Raw genomic sequence first — 18323 nt, forward strand, 5'->3', positions numbered from 1 at the left:
CTAACTCTCCTTCAGTCCGGACGCGCGCAGACGCGTCCTTCTCCGGAAGACGACGGCGGCGGCCGCCGAGGCGAGAACGCTCGCGATCAGGACCGCAGTCGTCACTCTCTCGAATTGTGACGGGTCGGTATAGGCCAAACCGCCGATCAACAGCGAAACGGTGAAACCCACCCCGGCCAGCAGCGCCACGCCCGCGATCTCCTGCCAGTGCAGATCCTCCCCCAGGGTCGCGAGGCCCAGCCGGACGGCCGTCCAGGCCCCGCCGAGGACTCCCACGAACTTACCGATCACCAGCCCGGCGATCACGCCGAGGGCCACCCGATCGCCGAGCACGCCTCCGAGCTGGGACGCTCCGAGCCCGACGCCCGCCGAAAGGAACGCGAAGACCGGCACCGCGACCCCGGCCGAGAACGGTCGAAGGGCGTGGTCGGCGCGTTCGGCGTTGGTCGGACGTCCGTCCGGGGTCTCCTTGGAACTGGTGAGCATTCCCAGCGCGACCCCTGCGACGGTCGCGTGGATGCCGCTTCGCTGGAGGAAGTACCAGGCGAGTACCGCGATCGGTACGTAAATCCAGGGCGACCTCACGTTCTTGTACTGGAGCCACCCGTAGGCGGCTATCAGCGCCGCCGCCAGGAGGAGCGGTATGTAGGTGAGCCCGTTCGTGTAGAAGAGCGCGATGATGGCGATGGCTATGAGGTCGTCCACCACGGCGAGGGTCAGCAGGAACGCGCGCAGCGGGGCCGGGCATGAGGTGAACGTCACGGCGAGGACGGCCAGGGCGAACGCGATGTCCGTGGCCGTCGGCACCGCCCAGCCGCGCGCCGCGCCCGGCTCCCCGGCGCTCACCGCGAGGAAGATCAGCGCCGGGACCGCCACTCCGGCGGCGGCCGCGATCACGGGCAGCGCCGCGTCCCTCGGGTTGCGCAGCTCGCCGTGCGTCAGCTCCTCGCGCAGCTCCAGCCCGGCGATGAAGAAGAACACGGCGAGCAGGGCGCTGGACGCCCAGTGCTGGACGTCCATGTGCCCGAGGTGGAGCCAGTCTGGGCTGATCTCGTATTTCTGGAGGTCTTTGTAGGCGTCCGCCCAGGGAGTGTTGGCCCACACAAGGGCGGCCACCGCGGCGAGCAGCATGATGACCCCGCCGATCGTCTCGGTGCGCAGGGCCGAGGCGACCTGCGTCCCGTAGCGGACGGTCGGACGGAAGGGCCACGTCGCGGCGACGCGGCGCCGCACAGGTGGGCGCGCCATGCAGAGAACCCCCGGAAGGCCGTGGACGGTCTGGTCGAAGCCCGCTCGTCGTGGACGAGCGAGCGGTCATCTGCCGACCAGACTTCCCGGCGCACCTCTTCAGACTTTACCCAACGTGCGGAAACGGCGCGGCCCGCGCCCGGCGGGGTGCGCCGGGCGCGGGCCGATCGGTCCGCTTCGGGGACCCGCGTCAGTCCTCGGACTTGGCGCTCGGGAGCTTCTCCGAGATGAGGTCCATCACCGTGCTGTCGGCCAGCGTGGTGACGTCGCCGATGCTGCGGTTCTCCGCCACGTCCCGCAGCAGCCGCCGCATGATCTTGCCGGAGCGGGTCTTCGGCAGCTCCGGGACGATCATGATCTGGCGGGGCTTGGCGATCGGGCCGAGCGTCTTCGAGACGTGGTCGCGCAGCTCCCGCAGGAACTCCTCGCCCTCGACGTCGCCGCCCGCGTCCCCGCGCGGGATGACGAACGCGACGATCGCCTGCCCGGTCACCGGGTCCGTCGCGCCGACGACCGCCGACTCGGCGACCTTCGGGTGCGAGACCAGCGCCGACTCGACCTCCGTCGTGGAGATGTTGTGGCCGGACACGAGCATGACGTCGTCGACGCGGCCGAGGAGCCACAGGTCGCCGTCCTCGTCGCGCTTGGCGCCGTCGCCCGCGAAGTACAGGCCCTCGAAGCGCGACCAGTACGTCTTGACGTAGCGCTCGTCGTCGCCCCAGATCGTCCGGAGCATGCTCGGCCACGGCTCCCTGACCACCATGAACCCGCCGCCGCCGTTCGGGACGGACCGGCCCTGGTCGTCCACGACGTCCGCCGCGATGCCCGGCAGCGGGCGCATCGCCGCGCCCGGCTTCCCGGCCGTGACGCCCGGCAGGGGGCTGATCATGATCGCGCCGGTCTCGGTCTGCCACCAGGTGTCGACCACGGGGGTCCGGTCGCCGCCGATGTGCTTGCGGTACCAGACGTACGCCTCAGGGTTGATCGGCTCGCCGACCGACCCGAGCACGCGCAGGGACGACAGGTCGTACTGGGCGGGGATGTCGTCGCCCCACTTCATGAACGTCCGGATCGCGGTGGGCGCGGTGTAGAAGATGGACACCTTGTACTTCTGGATGACGTCCCACCAGCGTCCCCTGTTGGGTGTGTCGGGGGTGCCCTCGTAGATGACGCTGGTCGCGCCGTTGGCGAGCGGCCCGTACACGATGTAGGAGTGGCCCGTCACCCAGCCGATGTCGGCGGAACACCAGTAGACGTCCGTCTCGGGCTTCAGGTCGAAGACCGCCCAGTGCGTGTACGCGCACTGCGTCAGGTAGCCGCCGGTGGTGTGCAGGATGCCCTTCGGCTTACCCGTCGTCCCGGACGTGTACAGGATGTACAGCGGGTGCTCGGAGTCCATGGGCTCGGCGGTGTGCTGGTCGCTCTGCCTGTCGACGACGTCGTGCCACCACAGGTCGCGTTCGTTCTCGGCGACCTGCTCCCCAGTGCGGCGTACGACGAGGACGTGCTCGATGGACGGCGTCTGCGTGACGGCCTCGTCCACGATGCCCTTCAGGTCGGACGGCTTGCCGCGCCGGAAGCCGCCGTCCGAGGTGATGACGAGCTTGGCCTGCGCGTCGTCGATGCGGGTGCGCAGTGCCTCCGCGGAGAAGCCGCCGAACACGACCGAGTGGGTCGCGCCTATGCGCGCGCACGCCAGCATCGAGATCGGCAGTTCCGGAATCATCGGCAGGTAGATCGCGACCCGGTCGCCCTTGCGGACACCCAGTTCGAGCAGCGCGTTCGCAGCCTTGTTCACCTCGTGCTGGAGGTCGGAGTAGGTGAGCGTACGAGAGTCGCCCGGCTCACCCTCCCAATGGAACGCGACCTTGTCTCCGCGTCCTGCCTCGACGTGCCGGTCGACGCAGTTGTAGGCGACGTTCAGCTCACCGCCGACGAACCATTTGGCGAACGGCGGATTGCTCCAGTCCAGGACTTCATCCCACCGCTTGGTCCAGGAGAGCCGATCCGCCTGCTCCGCCCAGAAGGCGAGACTGTCCGCGGCCGCCTGCTCGTACGCCTCGGCCTTGACGTTGGCCGACTCGGCGATCTCCGCGGGCGGGGGGAAGCGGCGCGTCTCCTGCAGAAGGTTCGACAGTGTCTCTTGGCTCTGGCTCAACGCTCACTCCTTGCTAGCTGAAGCGTGGGGGTCGCCCGGTATCCCCACTCCACCAGGAAGGTCCCGGTCACCACAAGGCCGCGGCCAGGGGGTGTCGTGGATGGCGGTGGATGACGAACGCGACCGGCGCTCACGGCTCGGGATGGTGTTGTGTGATGTTCCCGACACGGCGGATTCCGGTGTACCGCCGCTTGGGGGACCGCTTACGTTCTACGTGCCCGGAGGGTCTCGCGTCTATGCGAACGGTGCCTCCGGTTAGTGGGTCGTGGGGATGCGTCCGGGCACGTGGGGAGGTGTCCGGATGGTGTGGGGTGCTGTCCAGGCGGACGGGCGTACCGCATAAGGTCGGGCCGTGACCGATCCCCTTGCCGATGTGGCGAACCTGCCCGGAGTGTCCGGCGCGGTGGACGAGGCGCGCTCCGCGGTGGACCGGCTGCTCGGCCACCGCGTCCTGCGGCGGCGCAGCGCCGAGGTGTCGACGGAGTCGGCTCTGCGGGGGGCGCGGGCCTCGGCCGTCCTGGAAGGGTCTTCCGTCACGCTGGACGAGCTGCGCACCACGGAGAACCCTGCTGATCCTGTTGTTCAGGGTTCGTTGCGCGTGTCCGCCGAGTTGGGGTCTCTGGCGGAGACATGGCGCAGGGCGCCTCGGCAGGCTCTCGCGCGGATGCACGTCCTCGCGGCGGCGGACGCGGTCGACAGCGCTTCTCTGGGACGTCCGCGCACGGACGACGGTCCTGTTCAGGATGTGCTGGGACTTGGTGAGCCGCCGTCGCCGTCCGAGGTGGCGGCGCGGCTGGACGCCCTTAGCGGGCTCCTGACCGGTGGGACGAAGGCGCCCGCCCTGGTGGTCGCGGCCATTGTGCACGGCGAGTTGCTGACGTTGCGTCCGTTCGGTTGGGGGGACGGGCTCATCGCCCGTGCCGCCCAGCGCCTCACCCTTGTCGCCCGTGGGCTCGACCCCAAATCACTGGTCGCGCCAGAGGTCGGGCACCTGGAACTCGCCGATGGCTACGGCGACGCGCTCCGTGCGTACGGGACGGGCACGCCGGAGGGCGTCGCGCAGTGGATCGCGCACTGCTCCGCGGCGGTGGCGGCCGCCGCACGCGACTCCCAGGCGATCTGCGAAGCCTTCATGCGCGGCTGACCTCTACCGGCAGCCGGGGTTCGTCGGTGCCGGGGTTTGTCGGTGGCCGGGGTTTGTCGGTGGCCGGGGTTTGTCGGTGGCGGGGTCCATGCTGGGGGAATGGCTGATCGCATGCACGGACGTCCCGCCGCGCCCACGGAGACGACCGTCTCGTCCGCCGACTGGGATTCGCGCGACCTGACGGGCGAGAACCACGAGGCCGTCCTGTTCATGGACGTCGACATGACCGAGGCCCACGGCGTCGGCGCGGTCTTCACCGACTGCACGTTTCGCGGGGTGCGGTTCAACGCGTCCACCCACACCGACGCCGCGTTCGTGAACTGTACGTTCGTCGCCTGCGGTTTCTTCGACGCGACCTTCAGCGGATGCAAGCTGCTGGGCAGCATGTTCGACCGCTGTACGTACGACCTGTTGAAGGTCAAGGGCGGCGATTGGTCCTTCACCGGTCTGCCGGGGGCCGACCTGCGCCGGGCCTCGTTCACGGACCTGCGCATGCGCGAGGCGGACCTCACGGGCGCGCGATGCGACGGAGCCGAGATCCGCTCCGTCGACCTGTCGGGTGCGTCACTTCACAAGGCCGACTTTTCGGGCTGTGATCTACGCGGAAGCGACATCTCGGCGATGGATCCGCGCACCGTGGAACTGCGGCGCGCCGTGATCGATCCGTTTCAGGCGGTCGTGCTCGCGACCGCTCTGGGACTGGACGTGCGCGAGCGGTAACCGATCTTTCGTCAGGAGCAAAGCCGCCTGTCAAGCCGAAGGCGGATCCGCCGCGCGAAAACCCGGGGACGTTCGGCGCGGCACAAAGCGAACGGCGCCCCGCTCCGGGACGCCGCCGCCAGTCACGTCACACCGGGTTACCAAGCGTGCACCTCATATCCGTCGGATCGGGTCAAGCCCGTCTCGACGCGCCTCCCGCGGCTGGTCGCGCGTGGGTGCCCGGCTGCCGTGCTCGGACACGTGGTCCGTATGACCTTCCTACGCCTTATTTGCCCAGTTGACAAGGCCCTGTCCGGAAAGCGGGCCTGGTCGGCGAGTGGCGCGGCGTGGGGGACGCGGGTGTCCAATGTGGCCAACGCGGGATGGATTACGCCATTCCGGACTAACCGGAACCCGGGCAATGGTCACAAAAATGATCACGCAGTGTGATCGTTTCCATTTGCGGGACCGATCCCGGTGCCCGGGGTAGGAAAGATCTTTAGTTCTCCTGTACGCTCGCATGCCCGTGCCGATGCACGTACTGTGCATGGGTTCGCGGCGTCCTGTCGAGTACGGGGCGGCAACGTGCGGCACCGATCCGGCGCGCGTTGAGGGGATCGTCCCAAGTGGGTGAGAAAAATCGTCACCTGCTAGGCGAGTTTGCGACTCGACGGAACTCTCAACGGGCGGGCAGCATATGTTGTATCTGCTTAGACTGGAGTCAGTGAGTTTGCCTCTGCTATAGAGCGAACTTGCGTCGGCTTAGCCGAACTCCCTGAGTCTTTCTTGGAAAGCGGCCCGGCTCTACCCCCCCGGAGCCGGACCGCATGGCGACCCCCGCTCTCCCCCCCGGCGGGGGTCGCCCAAACGTGGGACGCGGGGCGGCGGCGCAAACCTCTCCGGCGCCACCGCCCCGCCGTCTCCTCGGCCGCCCGCCGATTTCCCCCGCCGCCTTCCCGCACTTCTCGCCGCAGTCTTCGCGCCCGGCCTCCCCGAAGCCGTCGCGAACAGTTGTCCGCGCTGGTCGTCCGCGCTGGTCGTCCGCGCTGGTCGTCCGCGCTGGTCGTCCGCGCTGGTCGTCCGCGTAGGTCGGTCGCGGTCGGTCGGTCGCGGGGCGCGGCGAAGTTATCCACAGTTCGCGCAACGTCTTCATCGCCGCCGTGGCGCGCCGCAAGGTGGATGTCTCCGAACGTCGAAGGAGCATCCGATGAACCTCGCGGCACTTATCGTCACCGGCGACGCCGCCCTCGCCGACGGCCTGCTCCGCCTCGCGGCCGCCGCCGACGCCCACGCAGAGGTCGCCCACGGCGCGGACGAGGCGAGAGCCGCCTGGACGTGGCCCGCCCTCGTCCTGGTGGGCGCCGACATCGCGGGCGACGTGGCGTCCGCCGGTTTCCAGCGGCGCCCCGGCGTCGTCCTGGTCACCCCTTCCGCCGCCACGTCCGAGACGTACCGGCTGGCCGTCGAGGTGGGCGCGCAGGACGTCGCCGCCCTGCCCGATCACGAAGACTGGCTGGTCGACGCCTTCGCAGCGGCGGGCGAACCCGAGGGCGGCTGGGCGACGACGCTCTGCGTGGTCGGCTCGCGCGGCGGCGCCGGGGCCAGCGTCCTCGCCGCCGCGCTCGGCCTCACCGCCGCGGGCCAGGGCCTCCGCACCCTGCTCGTGGACGCCGACCCCCTCGGCGGCGGCGTCGACCTCATGCTCGGGCTGGAGGAGCAGGAGGGCGTCCGCTGGCACGACCTCGCCGAACGGCGCGGCCGCCTCAACACCGCGACGCTCCGCGAGACGCTGCCGTCGTCCGGCGACCTCTCCGTGCTGTCGTGGCGGCGGGGCGCACCCGTCCCGGTCTCCGGCGAGTCGGCCCGCTCCCTGCTGGACGCAGCCGTCCGTGGCTTCGACCTGGTCATCGCGGACATCCCCCGCTACCCGGACGACGTCGGCCGCGCCGCCCTGCGCTCGGCCGACCTGACGTTCGTGCTCGTCCCGGCGGAGGTCCGCGCGACCGTCGCCGCAGACGGCCTCGCCGCCTCGCTCCGCCGGGACACCGACGAGCTGCGGCTCGTCGTCCAGGGCCCCGCCCCGGGCGGGCTCACGGCCGACGCGGTCGCCCACGCGCTCGACATCCCGTCCGCGGGCGCCTACGAGCGCGACCGCCGCCTGCCCGCCGCCGTCGACGAGGGCGCCCTCGAACGAGGCTGCCGCCGCGGCCCCCTCGCGGAATTCTGCGCAGGCGTCCTCGCCGACCTGGCCCTCCAGCCCTACGCCTACCGAGAGGAGATAGCCGCATGACCGCAACGAACCGCCCGCCACACCCCTCCGCCTCCGGTCCCTGGGCTGCGAAGCGGGAGCCGGAACGCTCTCCCTTCACGGGCCCTGAGCTCGTCCTCCAGAAAGGCGGGGGCGCGTGAGCAGTTTGTCCAACGCCGTCCGGGGCCGTCTCGCCGACCTCGGCGGCGAGCCGACCTCCGGCCTGGTCGCCGCCGCGCTCCGCGCCGAGGAACGGCTCCTCGGCGACCGCGAGGTACTAGCGCTGGCCGACGAGTTACGCGCCGAGTTCGTGGGCGCGGGGCCGCTCGAACCGCTGCTGCGCTCCCCGGACGTCACCGACGTCCTCGTGAACGGCCCCGACGAGGTTTGGATCGACGCGGGCTCCGGCCTCGTCCGCACCGCCCTCCGGTTCCCGGACGAGGCGTCCGTCCGTCGCCTGGCCCAGCGCCTCACCGCCGCCGCAGGACGCCGCCTTGACGACGCTTCGCCTTACGCCGACGCTCGCCTCTCCGGCGGGGTGCGGTTGCACGCCGTCCTCCCACCGATCGCCGCGACCGGCACGTGCCTCTCCCTGCGCCTCCCACGCCGCCGCGCCTTCACCCTGGACGAACTGGTCGCGGCCCACACCGTCCCGCCCGAAGGGGCGGACCTGATCGCCGCGCTGATCGAGTCCCGAGCCGCCTTCTTGATCACCGGCGGTACCGGCACCGGCAAAACGACCATGTTGAGTTCCTTGCTCGGGCTTGCGAACTCTGCCGAACGCCTGGTGTTGGTCGAAGACTCGGCGGAGCTGAGACCGACCCATCCCCATGTCGTCCGGTTGGAAGCACGTCCGCCCAACATGGAGGGCGCGGGAGGCGTGACGTTGAACGACCTCGTCCGCCAAGCCCTACGCATGCGCCCCGACCGCCTGGTGGTAGGCGAAGTCCGAGGCCCGGAGGTCGTGGTGCTCCTCCAAGCCTTGAACACAGGCCACGAGGGCGGATGCGGAACCCTCCATGCGAACAAGGCGGCGGACGTTCCGGCCCGGCTTGAAGCGCTGGCCTGCGCGGCCGGGCTGTCCCGGGAGGCGGTTCACAGCCAGCTTTCCGCCGCCCTGGACGCCGTGGTCCACCTGGTCAGGGAACCGGCCGGTGGTCTCCGCCGAGTGGCGGAGATCTGCCTCCTGCGCCGGGCGCCCGATGGGCTGGTGGGCGTCGTTCCGGCGGTGTCGTTCACGCCGTCCGGCGAGATGGTCTCAGGGCCGGGAGCTGAGCTGCTGTCCGCCCGGCTCGCGCCATGAGCACCACGCTGGTGGCGCTCTGCGCGGCCGCCGCGGTCTGGATGCTGCTGACCCCGTCCCCGGCCGCCATCCGCCTAGACCGCCTCGTCCCGCCCCAGACCGCCAGGCCGTTCAACTCCATCAAGGCCAGAGTCGAGGCGCTTCGCGCCCGTAGGACGCTCCCTCACCGCCGACGCATGTCCGTCATCGAGCTGTGCGACGCGATGGCCGCCGAGCTGGCCGCGGGCCGCACACCCGACGAGGCGTTCGCGGCAGCCGCCACCGTCCTCGACCCGGACGTCTCGAAAGAACTCGTCGACCTCCCCCATCCACCCTTCGATCACCTGGCCGAACTGGCGAACCGACCAGGAGCCGGGGGCCTACGCCTCCTGGCCGCGTGCTGGCGGGTGGGCGCCGAACGCGGCGGGGCACTGGCCACCGTCCTGGACGGCCTGGCCACCGCCCTCCGCGACGACGAGTCCCAACGGCAGGACGTCGCCGTCCAACTGGCGGCCCCACGCGCGACAGCCCGCCTCCTGGCGGTGCTCCCTCTCCTGGGCGTGGCGATGGCCGCCGCCCTCGGCGCACACCCGCTGTCCTTCCTCTGCGGGACGCTCCCCGGCCTCGCCTGCCTGGTCACAGGCACCGCCCTCAACCTGACCGGCCTCTACTGGACGCGCCACCTAGCCAAATCAGCAGAGTTCCCACACTGACCGTCCGCACGAGACGAGGTGAAGAGATGACGACATTGATGGCTGTCCTCTGCGCAGCGGCCTCCGCCTACTGCCTGGCCAGACGCACCAACCCCGCCGACCACCGCCTCACAAAGCTCCGCAGACCAGGCCCGCCCCGCGCCCCCGCCCCCTCCAACCACCCGCAGAGCGGACCGCTTCACTCCCTCAGCCCGAAGGCCCCCGGCCACCCTCGCGACAGCGCATGGCCGGTGCCCCTCCAACACACATCACCACCTGACCACGGAAGCGAACCCACCCGATCTCCCTGGCGCCCTGTCCCACAACACGGTAGATCAGTCCTCCGATCAGCCGATCGCCCTGGGCCAGCACCTGCACCTGCACCTGGATCCGGATCGGGGACGGACGAGCAGCGGTTAGCCCGTCGGCCTGGGGAGCACACGTGATCTGGTGGCCCGACCAAGGTCCCGGGGGCGGTCGGCCGCGCAAAAGTCCCGGCCTCACAACGTGGCTTCACGCACCTATGAGGCGCCGAAGCCGCAGCCGTGTCGAAGCCGACCCGCCCCCGCCAGCACGTCCCCGAAATGTCCGCCCAACCGCTCCGGCAGCCCCCACTGCGACCGCGAATCGACGGCCAAACAAACCCGGCCCGGCACGCACCCGAGGAGTTCATAGTCGCGGCAGAGCGACCGGTCCTAGCCGGCCGGAGACACATCGGCCTGCGTTGAGCCCGGCAACCGACCCAAGTACGGCCGGACATCACCCCGAACAGGCGGGCGAGGGAAGGCATCGCGCGGACGACAGACGGTCAGAAGCGACGCGACGGCGCGACATCCTTCTACGGCGCGCCGCAGCGGGAGCGGCGGGGGCGTTCTGCCTGCTGACCTTCGGCGGGACGGCAGGCGTGGTGATCGGAGTCCTGGCCGCCGTCGCCATGTGGCTCTCGTTCGATCGCCTGGGAAACGCCGAACGAAAACGCAGGCAGGCACGTCTCGTCACCGATCTCCCCGTGGCGGTGGACCTTCTCGCCGCATGCCTGCGCGGCGGTGCCCCCTGGCACGAGGCGGTCGCCGCGGTCGCGGACGCGGTGGGCGGCCCGCTCGGGGACGAACTGCGAACCGTCTCCGTCCAGATCCAACTGGGAGCCGATCCGGCCGCCGCGTGGCTGGCCCTCGCGAAGGAACCGATGCTCGCGCCCCTCGCCCGAGCGGCGGTCCGGGCGTCGTCCACCGGCGCGGCGCTCGCGCCGACGCTGAGCCGCCTTGCGCAGGACCAACGGCGTGCGGCGCGCTCGGCGGCGGCTGCCAGGGCCCGGGCGGCGGGCATCCATTCGCTCGCGCCACTGGGCCTGTGCTTCCTGCCCGCCTTCGTCCTGCTCAGCGTCGTCCCGGCCGTCGCCGGGATCGCCCTGACGATCCTCGCGCCATGACGAGTCACGAGTTATCCACAGGCGGGCGTTCTCCGGTCGCCCGGGCCGTCCGCGCAGCAGCCTGGAAGAGAACGACGATCGAAAGGAGCCCGCATGAGGGCCAAATGGACGGCGGTGCGGCGATGGTTCGGGACGTGCAAAGACCGGGGGATGACCACCGCCGAATACGCGGTCGGCACGCTCGCGGCCACGGCGCTCGCTGGCGGTCTGTTCGAGATCGTGACCAGCACCAAGGTGAAGGGGCTGCTCTTACACGTCGTCGAGAGGGCCCTGCGGCTCGCCGGCTGAGGGACCGCGGGATGGTCACGGCGGAGGTCGCCGTGGCCCTCCCCAGCCTGGTCCTGATCACGGCGATCGCCCTGTGGGGCTTGGCGCTCGCCTCCGTCCAGCTCACCTGTACGGACGCCGCACGAACCGGCGCCCGCGCCGCGGCGAGGGGCGAGTCCCTGGACGCGGTGCGCGAACTCGTGGTGAAGGCCGTCCCGGAGGGGGCGACTGTGCACGTAAGCCGAGATCAGGCCACTGTCCGGGTGGACGTCTCCGCATCCGTCAAGCCGCCAGCGGCCGCTGGTCTCGCGACCTTGACCGTCCACGCCCACGCCGTCGCCGCCACAGAACCGGCAACCGAACCCGACACGAACGAGGCCCCTCCACCACCAACTCCACCCAACCCCGTCCACCCAAAGCCCCAGCCGACCCCGTCCATCCGACAACCAGAGCGAGCGGAGCAGATGAAGCAAGCGGACCAGACGAAGCGAGCGGAGCGGGCGGAGTGAGGTGAGAAGGCGGAGTGAGGTGAGCGGGCGGGGACGAGGGAGCGGGCGGAGCGCGCGGGCGGAGTGAGGTGAGCGGGCGGGGACGAGGGAGCGCGCGGAGTGGGCGGAGTGTGCGGGAGCGGCGGAACGTGAGGGAGCGGGGCGGAGGAGTGTGCGGGGTGTGCGGAGTGCAGGGAGTGGGCGGAATTAGGGGAGGGCGGGTGTGGTGAGACGTGGTGTTCGGCGGGTCGCGCTTCGGTCGGATCGGGGGTCGGGGACGATCTGGGTACTCGCGTTCGCGGCCGTCATCTGGGTCTGCGGAGTGGCGGCGGTGGCGGTCGGCGGGGTGCGTGGCGTCCGGCATCGTGCGGACGCGGCGGCCGACCTCGCCGCGCTGGCCGGAGCAGCCCGTGCAGTTGAGGGTGCGAGCGTCGCGTGCGGCAGGGCGAAGGGCATCGCCGCCGAGTACCGGACGCGGTTGACGCGGTGCCGGGTGAGAGGAGAAATCGTGGAGGTCTCGGTGACGGCGGACATGCGGGTGCCCATGGGGATCGGAGAGGTGAGTGTCGTATCGCGCGCGAGGGCTGGTCCTACGGGGTCCGAACGGCGTAGCCTGGCGCGACGAAGCTCGTTGCACTGAGTGTCAATAGGGCGGGAGGGGCTGCGGATGATGAGAACACCGCATCTTTGTCATCGTCCTGTGACTTTTGCTACTCGGCAGTACGTTACGCTGCCGTGAGCCCGTAGTCATCACTCGGCACGCTGTGTCCCGCGAGGTCCCCGGCGGGATGAGACGAGCAGGACGCTGTCGAAGGGATTGAGGCCGTGACCATCATTCGCAGGATCGGTGCAGTAGCAATCGCCGCACCCCTTGCGATGAGCCTCCCCCTGCTCGCCATGCCCGCCCAGGCGGCCTCGACGAGCGTCATCACCCCGGCGGCCGGCTCGGTCATCACCAGCGGATCGGAACTGACCGCCAAGGCGCACTTCGACTTCGCGCTCACGATGCAGCTGTGGGTGGACGGCCCCGGAATCGGTAGCAGGGTCCTGCAGGAGAAGGGGCTTGTCGGCGACCTGTCCGGGACGTTCCCGATCAGCCGCAACGGCACCTACAGGGTCTACCTGAAGGGCAAGCAGACCAGCCACGTCTACGACTCCAACACGTTCACCGTGCGCATCGCACCGGCCGCGCCCACCGGGGTGTCCGCGCAGGCGTCCGGCAGCAAGCTCGTCGTGAGCTGGAACCGCGGCCTGGAGGACGACCTCACCGGCTACGCGCTCTCAGGCTCCGGGGTGAAGTCCACGTCCGGCTCGATCGGCTCGCTCTGTAAAGGGACGAGCTGCTCCGCCAGCCTGTCGGTGACCAGGTCGAGCGGACCGGTCTCCGTCGGCGTCCGGGCGCGGCGCTCCACCGGGACGGGCGGCTCGCTGTACTCCGGCGCCGCCAGCGCGAGCGCCCTGGTCGGCGGCGGGCCCGCGAGCTTGCCCGAAGGCAGCGCGCCGTCCCTGCCCTCGGGCTCGGGGGTGCCGGGCACTGGAGCCCCGCTGACGCCGTTCAATGGGGACTCGCCGGTGACTCTGCCGTCCGTCCGGCCGAACGGGGCGACGCCCGGTATCGCCTACCCCGCGCCCGAGATCGCCACCGAATCGCCGAGGACTCAGAACGTCGCGGCCACCGACCGCCTGCAATGGGGCAAGAGCGTGGGCATCGCGCTGGTCCTGCTGATCGCCGCCGCCCACCTCGGAACCTGGACGCGGCGCCTGCGCGTGGCCCAGGCCGGGACGAGCAGCAAGGGCACCGCCGCCCGCCTCGCGCGCGGCGGAACCGGCCGCAAGCGCGTCCGGCGGGCGCGCGAACAGATCGCCCGCGCCGAAGCCCGCGCCAAGGCGGCCCCCGTCATGCCCCTCGTCGACAAGCCCGACCAGTCAGGCGAGCCCGAGAAGCCGGGCGAGTCCGAGAAGGCTGGCGAGTCCGAGAAGCGCAGTGAGAAGGGAAGCGCTCCGGCCTCCGGCACCGCGACCCTCGTCGATGCGGCAGCGGCCGGCAAGGTGGCGGGTGCCGTCCGCCGCCCCGCGACATTGGGCAAGCGCTCCGGCGGTGTGAACGTCCGCCTAGCCAAGTCCGGCCCGAGCAAGAGCTCCAAACGAGCCCACCGCCGCAAGTAACCCACACCGAACGACACCACTCCACACACAGGCGACAGCGCCCCACTTCGCAGCCCGCCACGCCCAAGACCGCACCGTCCAGCACGAACAACAGCACGCAAGCCCAGCCCCCCGGCCAGGTGCGCACACGGGTGACGGACGCGGCGGAGCGGACACTCTCGGGTGTGCTTTCGCGTCCACTCGGGGGCAGTGGCATCTGGTTCCGCGTGCGGAAGGGCCGCGGGCATCATCCCAATCCGGTGTGCTGTCTCGGCCCCGGCTACCCGCCTATTGGATCTTGTTGAGGGGTGGAGCGGGTGGGTGTGGGTTGTTGTTGCAGGCCAGGGATTCTGTCTGCGGGTCTGGGGGTGTTTCCGGGGTGTGATGGGCGATCCGGTGCTGGACGGTGAGGGCTGGCGAGGGGTTTGGGCAGGGGTCTAGGCTGCCTTGCCAGTCGGATCGCCCCGGTTGGTCCGGCGTTGCGCGTCCTTCGTCCGAGGCTTCGGCCCCGTCCTGTCCCGGGAAGTGTGGGCCCATTGGAGAGGAGACCCTCCGCATGATCTTCTTGGGACTGTTCGTCCTGTTCGCGGCTGTCGCGGCCGGTGTCGTGGTGGTGCTGGACAACACGGGCCAAGCCCACCTGACCGTGTTCGGGGACGAGGTTCCGGGGATCACCGAGCAGTGGCACGTCTTCGCGGCCGGGGCGATCGTCGCGATCGTGTTCATGGCGGGTCTGATGGTCGTGGCGCTCGGGTTCAGGCGGTCCATGGGCATGCGGCGGGAGCTGCGGGACCTGCGGGACGAGCACGCGGAGTCCCTGCAGACGCTGGAGATGGAGCGGCGGCGGCTGCAGCAGGCGCTCGCCCAGGCGCGGCGCGGCCGGGACGACCAGCCCGCCCCCGTCCCGGCCCAGCGAGTCGCACCCAGCTAAGCGCGTTTACCCGGAAGACGTGCACCTGGCTAAGCCCGTTCGCCCGTAAGAGGTCGCGGCAAGGCGTGCGCGGCTACGGCGGGAGGTTTGGGTTTAGTTGGGGGCGTCGGCCAGCAGGACGGCGAGGAGGGTTAGGGCTCCCTGTTTGTCCAGGGGGTCGTTGCCGTTTCCGCATTTCGGTGACTGGATGCAGGACGGGCAGCCGGACTCGCACTCGCAGGACGCGATCGCGTCGCGCGTCGCGCGCAGCCAGGAGGCCGCATCGGCGTAGCCGCGTTCAGCGAAACCAGCTCCACCCTCATGCCCGTCGTAGACGAAGACGGTGAGGAGCCCGGTGTCCGGGTGGACGGCCGTGGACACACCCCCGATGTCCCACCGGTCGCACGTCGCGAACAGGGGGAGCAGTCCGATGGAGGCGTGCTCGGCGGCGTGGGCGGCACCGGCCAGGTCGAGGTCGTCGTCCAGGCCGTCCAGGCCGGAGATCTGCGCGTCGGAGAGCGTCCACCAGACGGCGCGGGTGCGGAGGGTGCGGGCGGGGAGGTCCAGGGGCTTCTCGCCGAGCATCTCGCCCGTTTGCAGGCGGCGCATCTGGTAGGCGACGACCTGGCGGGTCACTTCGACCGTGCCGAAGCAGAGCGTGGCCTCGCCCCAGGACGTGGTGCGCAACCGCTCCACGATGCTGATGTCGGTGACGTCGCGGGCTGTGGTCGAGTAGTCCGGGTCGGCCGATTCGACCAGCGCGACGGAGTCGTCCAAGTCCAGGGTCTGGACGATGAACGAGTTGCCCTGGTGGATGTAGACCGCGCCTTCGTGGACGGTCGTGTGCGCTGACGCCTCGTCGACCGTACCGAGCAGGCGTCCGGTGCCCATCTCGACGACCTGGATCGGCGCGCCGCCCGCGCCCCGGATGTCGGCCAGGTCGGCGGCCCGTTCGCGGCGCGTCCAGTACCAGCCGGCGGGACGGCGGCGCAGGAACCCGCGTCGGACGAGGTCGGGCAGCAGGTCTTCGGTGGCCGGGCCGAACAGCGGGAGGTCGTCCTCGGTGAGCGGCAGCTCGGACGCGGCAGAACAAAGGTGAGGTTCCAGGACGTACGGGTTGTCCGGGTCGAGGACGGTGGCCTCGACCGGCGTCCCGAAGATCGCCTCCGGATGGTGGACGAGGAACGTGTCGAGCGGGTCGTCGCGGGCGAGCAGCACGGAGAGGGACGCCTGTCCGGAACGTCCGGCGCGTCCGGCCTGCTGCCAGAGGGACGCGCGCGTGCCGGGCCAGCCGCAGACGAGGACGGCGTCGAGCCCGGAGACGTCCACCCCCAGCTCCAGGGCGTTCGTGGTCGCCAGGCCGACGATCGAGCGGTCGCGCAGCGCGGCCTCCAACTCGCGTCGCTCCTCAGGGAGGTAACCGGCGCGATAGGCGGCGACCTGTTCCGCCAGAGCGGGGACGACCTCGTGCAGCGCGCGCTTGGCCCCGAGCGCCACCGACTCTGCCCCGCGCCTGGAGCGGACGAACGCGAGTGTCTGAATGCCCTCTACGACGAGGTCGGCGAGGAGGTCACCGGCCTCCGCTGTGGCGGTGCGTCGCACAGGCGCACCATGTTCTCCGCGCAGCTCTGTAAGGGGCGGCTCCCAGAGCGCGAACGTCGCGGGGCCACGCGGTGAGGCATCGTCGTCCACTGTGACGACGTCCAGCCCAGTGAGACGGGACGCGGCGCTAGCAGGCTCGGATGTCGTGGCGGACGCGAGTACAAAGGTCGGGTTCGCGTGGTAGCGGGCGCAGATGCGGCGCAACCGGCGCAGAACGTGGGCGACATGCGATCCGAACACACCGCGATAGCCGTGCGCCTCGTCCACGACCACATAGCGGAGGCGGCGTAGGAAAGACGACCAGCGTGAGTGGCTCGGCAGGATCGAGCGGTGGAGCATGTCCGGGTTGGTCAGGACGTAGTTGGCGTGCTGCCTGACCCACGTCCGTTCGTCCTGGGGCGTGTCACCGTCGTAGGTCGCGGCGCGCAGGCGCGTGAGGTGTAGGGAGCGGAGCGCGCGGAGCTGGTCCGCCGCCAGGGCCTTGGTCGGGGAGAGGTAGAGAATCGTTCCCTCGTGGCGAGGATGGTCCTCCCCCGCATAGATCGCCGCGATGCCGGGCAGCAGGTAGGCGAGCGATTTCCCGGACGCGGTGCCTGTGGCGATGATCACAGAGCGTCCCGCATGGGCGTGTTCGGCCGCGGCGGCCTGGTGCTCCCAGGGGGCCTCGATGCCGGCCGCGGCCAGCCGTTCCAGCAGGACCGGCGGCGACCAGGCGGGCCACTCCACGCGACGGCCCTGACGTGCGGGAACGCGCTCGACATGAGTGATGCGTTCGCGTCTGGTGGGGTCGGCGAGCAGGCGGTCGAGAGGGGTTGAAGATCTTTGGGCGCCCATGAGGTTTTCAGTTTGCCAGCCGGGGCAAAACAACGGGAACGCCCCGGCGCCGGAGGGCCCGTTCCCCCTGCCCTGACCCCTGGAGCAGCAGGTCAGATGGGACGGCGCGAACTTTCGCCCGTGTGGACGAATACCCACGTGGACGGTGCCGGAGCGTGGTTGAATCACGGCGAAGTCTCGCCGTCCGGACCACCTCCCGGAGGCTCGGAAGGCGAGATCAGATTGTGCTGCACGGCGCGCTGGAGGATCTGTGGACCTGAAGGTGAACGACTACACCACCGACGATGGCCTCACCGTCATCAACGTGGAAGGCGAGATCGACGTCTACACGGCGCCGAAGCTACGCGAGAAGCTCATCGACCTGGTCAACAAGGGCAAGTTCCACCTGCTCGTGGACATGGAGAAGGTCGAGTTCCTGGACTCGACCGGTCTCGGCGTCCTCGTCGGCGGGTTGAAGAGGGTGCGCGCCCACGACGGGTCGCTGGAGTTGGTGTGCACCCAGGAGCGCATCCTCAAGATCTTCCGGATCACCGGGTTGACCAAGGTCTTCGGCATCCACGACTCGATCGCCGAAGCCGAGGAGAAGCGCAAGGGCGCCAAGTAGGGGCGGCCTGTAGCTGAGATGGCGACCGTTGAACTGTCCTTCAGTGCGCTGCCCGTCCACGTCCGGACCGCCCGGCTGATCGTGACCGCTGTGGCCCGCCGCAGCGGCGTCGCCGAGGCCCTGCTGGACGAGGTCAGGCTCGCGGTCGGCGAGGCGTGCTCGCGCGCCGTGGAAGCGCACCGCAGGCACTGCCCGGACGAGCCCGTCCGCCTGGAGTTGAGCGGCGCCGACCGCCGCTTCGAGGTGACCGTCAGCGACACCGTCCCCGGGGACGACGAGGCGGGGGGCCTGCCGACGGCCCCGGACGCGGACGAGTTCGATTTCGGCCTCGGCGGCGAGGGCACCGCCGAACTGGGACTGGCCGTCATCGCCGGCCTGGCGGACGATGTCGAGATCGCCGCCACGCCCAAGGGGGTCCAGATACGGATGAGCTGGCCGGCCGAGGCCGAGGCGACCATCTGACGCGCGCTCACCGCACCACCGAAGGCCCCGCTACGGCGGGGCCTTCACTCGTTCCCCCACGCCAAATGCCTGTTCCCGCCAAAGACCGACGACCCACCGCACGCTGACGGC

16 protein-coding genes are annotated in these 18323 nt (G+C 70.5%); 13 read left to right on the forward strand and 3 right to left on the reverse strand.

Annotated elements, in window-relative coordinates; genetic code table 11:
• Positions 1-1248 carry a Na+/H+ antiporter NhaA gene (nhaA, locus tag FXF68_RS09875; protein ID WP_222869878.1) on the reverse strand — a complete coding sequence of 416 codons (1248 nt, stop codon included), beginning with the start codon at positions 1246-1248 and terminating at the stop codon, positions 1-3.
• Positions 1249-1438: 190 nt separating this feature from the next.
• On the reverse strand, positions 1439-3406 hold the full coding sequence (gene acs, locus FXF68_RS09880) for an acetate--CoA ligase (RefSeq protein ID WP_148758619.1): 1968 nt from the start codon (positions 3404-3406) through the stop codon (positions 1439-1441).
• Positions 3407-3758: 352 nt separating this feature from the next.
• Between acs and FXF68_RS09885 the strand changes: the two genes are divergently transcribed.
• The 11 genes from FXF68_RS09885 (at position 3759) to FXF68_RS42240 (ending at position 14731) form a co-directional block, all read left to right on the forward strand.
• Positions 3759-4550, forward strand: a complete 792-nt coding sequence (locus tag FXF68_RS09885; RefSeq protein ID WP_148758620.1) for a Fic family protein — start codon at positions 3759-3761, stop codon at positions 4548-4550.
• A 210-nt stretch (positions 4551-4760) separates the two neighbouring features.
• A complete protein-coding gene (locus FXF68_RS09890; protein ID WP_246178602.1) occupies positions 4761-5270 on the forward strand; it encodes a pentapeptide repeat-containing protein in 510 nt (169 codons plus the stop codon).
• A 1186-nt stretch (positions 5271-6456) separates the two neighbouring features.
• On the forward strand, positions 6457-7539 hold the full coding sequence (gene ssd / locus FXF68_RS09895; protein WP_148758622.1) for a septum site-determining protein Ssd: 1083 nt from the start codon (positions 6457-6459) through the stop codon (positions 7537-7539).
• Positions 7540-7654: 115 nt separating this feature from the next.
• Positions 7655-8800 (forward strand): TadA family conjugal transfer-associated ATPase, encoded by a 1146-nt coding sequence (locus FXF68_RS09900; RefSeq protein ID WP_148758623.1) that lies wholly within the window; start codon positions 7655-7657, stop codon positions 8798-8800.
• Complete coding sequence (locus tag FXF68_RS09905; RefSeq protein ID WP_148758624.1) at positions 8797-9492, forward strand: type II secretion system F family protein; 696 nt, start codon at positions 8797-8799, stop codon at positions 9490-9492. The genes FXF68_RS09900 and FXF68_RS09905 overlap by 4 nt, the downstream gene beginning before the upstream one ends.
• Before the next feature lie 883 nt (positions 9493-10375).
• Entirely contained in the window at positions 10376-10900 is a 525-nt protein-coding gene (locus FXF68_RS43765; RefSeq protein WP_246178603.1) for a type II secretion system F family protein, read from the forward strand.
• A gap of 93 nt (positions 10901-10993) precedes the next feature.
• The gene (locus FXF68_RS09915; RefSeq protein ID WP_148758626.1) at positions 10994-11188 is read left to right on the forward strand and encodes a DUF4244 domain-containing protein; all 195 of its coding nucleotides are present in this window, start codon (positions 10994-10996) and stop codon (positions 11186-11188) included.
• Between the two features lie 11 nt (positions 11189-11199).
• A complete protein-coding gene (locus FXF68_RS09920; RefSeq protein WP_246178604.1) occupies positions 11200-11676 on the forward strand; it encodes a TadE family type IV pilus minor pilin in 477 nt (158 codons plus the stop codon).
• 205 nt (positions 11677-11881) lie between these two features.
• Positions 11882-12295, forward strand: coding sequence for an Rv3654c family TadE-like protein (locus FXF68_RS09925; protein ID WP_281292208.1), 414 nt, complete (start codon positions 11882-11884; stop codon positions 12293-12295).
• Positions 12296-12531: 236 nt separating this feature from the next.
• Positions 12532-13821: a hypothetical protein gene (locus FXF68_RS09930; protein WP_148758628.1), complete on the forward strand. Its 1290-nt coding sequence runs from the start codon at positions 12532-12534 to the stop codon at positions 13819-13821.
• Between the two features lie 535 nt (positions 13822-14356).
• Positions 14357-14731: a hypothetical protein gene (locus FXF68_RS42240; protein ID WP_187437837.1), complete on the forward strand. Its 375-nt coding sequence runs from the start codon at positions 14357-14359 to the stop codon at positions 14729-14731.
• A 93-nt stretch (positions 14732-14824) separates the two neighbouring features.
• Here the strand turns inward: FXF68_RS42240 and FXF68_RS09935 are convergent, their stop codons facing one another.
• The gene (locus FXF68_RS09935) at positions 14825-17146 is read right to left on the reverse strand and encodes a DEAD/DEAH box helicase (protein ID WP_148758629.1); all 2322 of its coding nucleotides are present in this window, start codon (positions 17144-17146) and stop codon (positions 14825-14827) included.
• Between the two features lie 250 nt (positions 17147-17396).
• Here FXF68_RS09935 and FXF68_RS09940 point away from each other — a divergent pair, with 250 nt between their 5' ends.
• Both FXF68_RS09940 and FXF68_RS09945 read left to right on the forward strand, forming a co-directional pair.
• Positions 17397-17750 (forward strand): STAS domain-containing protein, encoded by a 354-nt coding sequence (locus FXF68_RS09940; RefSeq protein ID WP_021597910.1) that lies wholly within the window; start codon positions 17397-17399, stop codon positions 17748-17750.
• An 18-nt stretch (positions 17751-17768) separates the two neighbouring features.
• On the forward strand, positions 17769-18212 hold the full coding sequence (locus FXF68_RS09945; protein ID WP_148758630.1) for an ATP-binding protein: 444 nt from the start codon (positions 17769-17771) through the stop codon (positions 18210-18212).
• Positions 18213-18323: the final 111 nt, after the last annotated feature.

It is taken from the genome of Actinomadura decatromicini (assembly GCF_008121305.1).
GTDB classification, from domain to species: domain Bacteria; phylum Actinomycetota; class Actinomycetes; order Streptosporangiales; family Streptosporangiaceae; genus Spirillospora; species Spirillospora syzygii.

Bases quoted from the DNA above. Each gene is read 5' to 3' on its own strand.
- FXF68_RS09905 (WP_148758624.1), top strand. From the start codon at position 8,797: ATGAGCACCACGCTGGTGGCGCTCTGCGCGGCCGCCGCGGTCTGGATG.
- FXF68_RS09920 (WP_246178604.1), top strand. From the start codon at position 11,200: ATGGTCACGGCGGAGGTCGCCGTGGCCCTCCCCAGCCTGGTCCTGATC.
- FXF68_RS09915 (WP_148758626.1), top strand. From the start codon at position 10,994: ATGAGGGCCAAATGGACGGCGGTGCGGCGATGGTTCGGGACGTGCAAA.
- FXF68_RS09930 (WP_148758628.1), top strand. From the start codon at position 12,532: ATGAGCCTCCCCCTGCTCGCCATGCCCGCCCAGGCGGCCTCGACGAGC.
- FXF68_RS42240 (WP_187437837.1), top strand. From the start codon at position 14,357: ATGATCTTCTTGGGACTGTTCGTCCTGTTCGCGGCTGTCGCGGCCGGT.
- FXF68_RS09945 (WP_148758630.1), top strand. From the start codon at position 17,769: ATGGCGACCGTTGAACTGTCCTTCAGTGCGCTGCCCGTCCACGTCCGG.
- nhaA (WP_222869878.1), bottom strand. From the start codon at position 1,248: ATGGCGCGCCCACCTGTGCGGCGCCGCGTCGCCGCGACGTGGCCCTTC.
- FXF68_RS09890 (WP_246178602.1), top strand. From the start codon at position 4,761: ATGGACGTCGACATGACCGAGGCCCACGGCGTCGGCGCGGTCTTCACC.
- ssd (WP_148758622.1), top strand. From the start codon at position 6,457: ATGAACCTCGCGGCACTTATCGTCACCGGCGACGCCGCCCTCGCCGAC.
- FXF68_RS09935 (WP_148758629.1), bottom strand. From the start codon at position 17,146: ATGGGCGCCCAAAGATCTTCAACCCCTCTCGACCGCCTGCTCGCCGAC.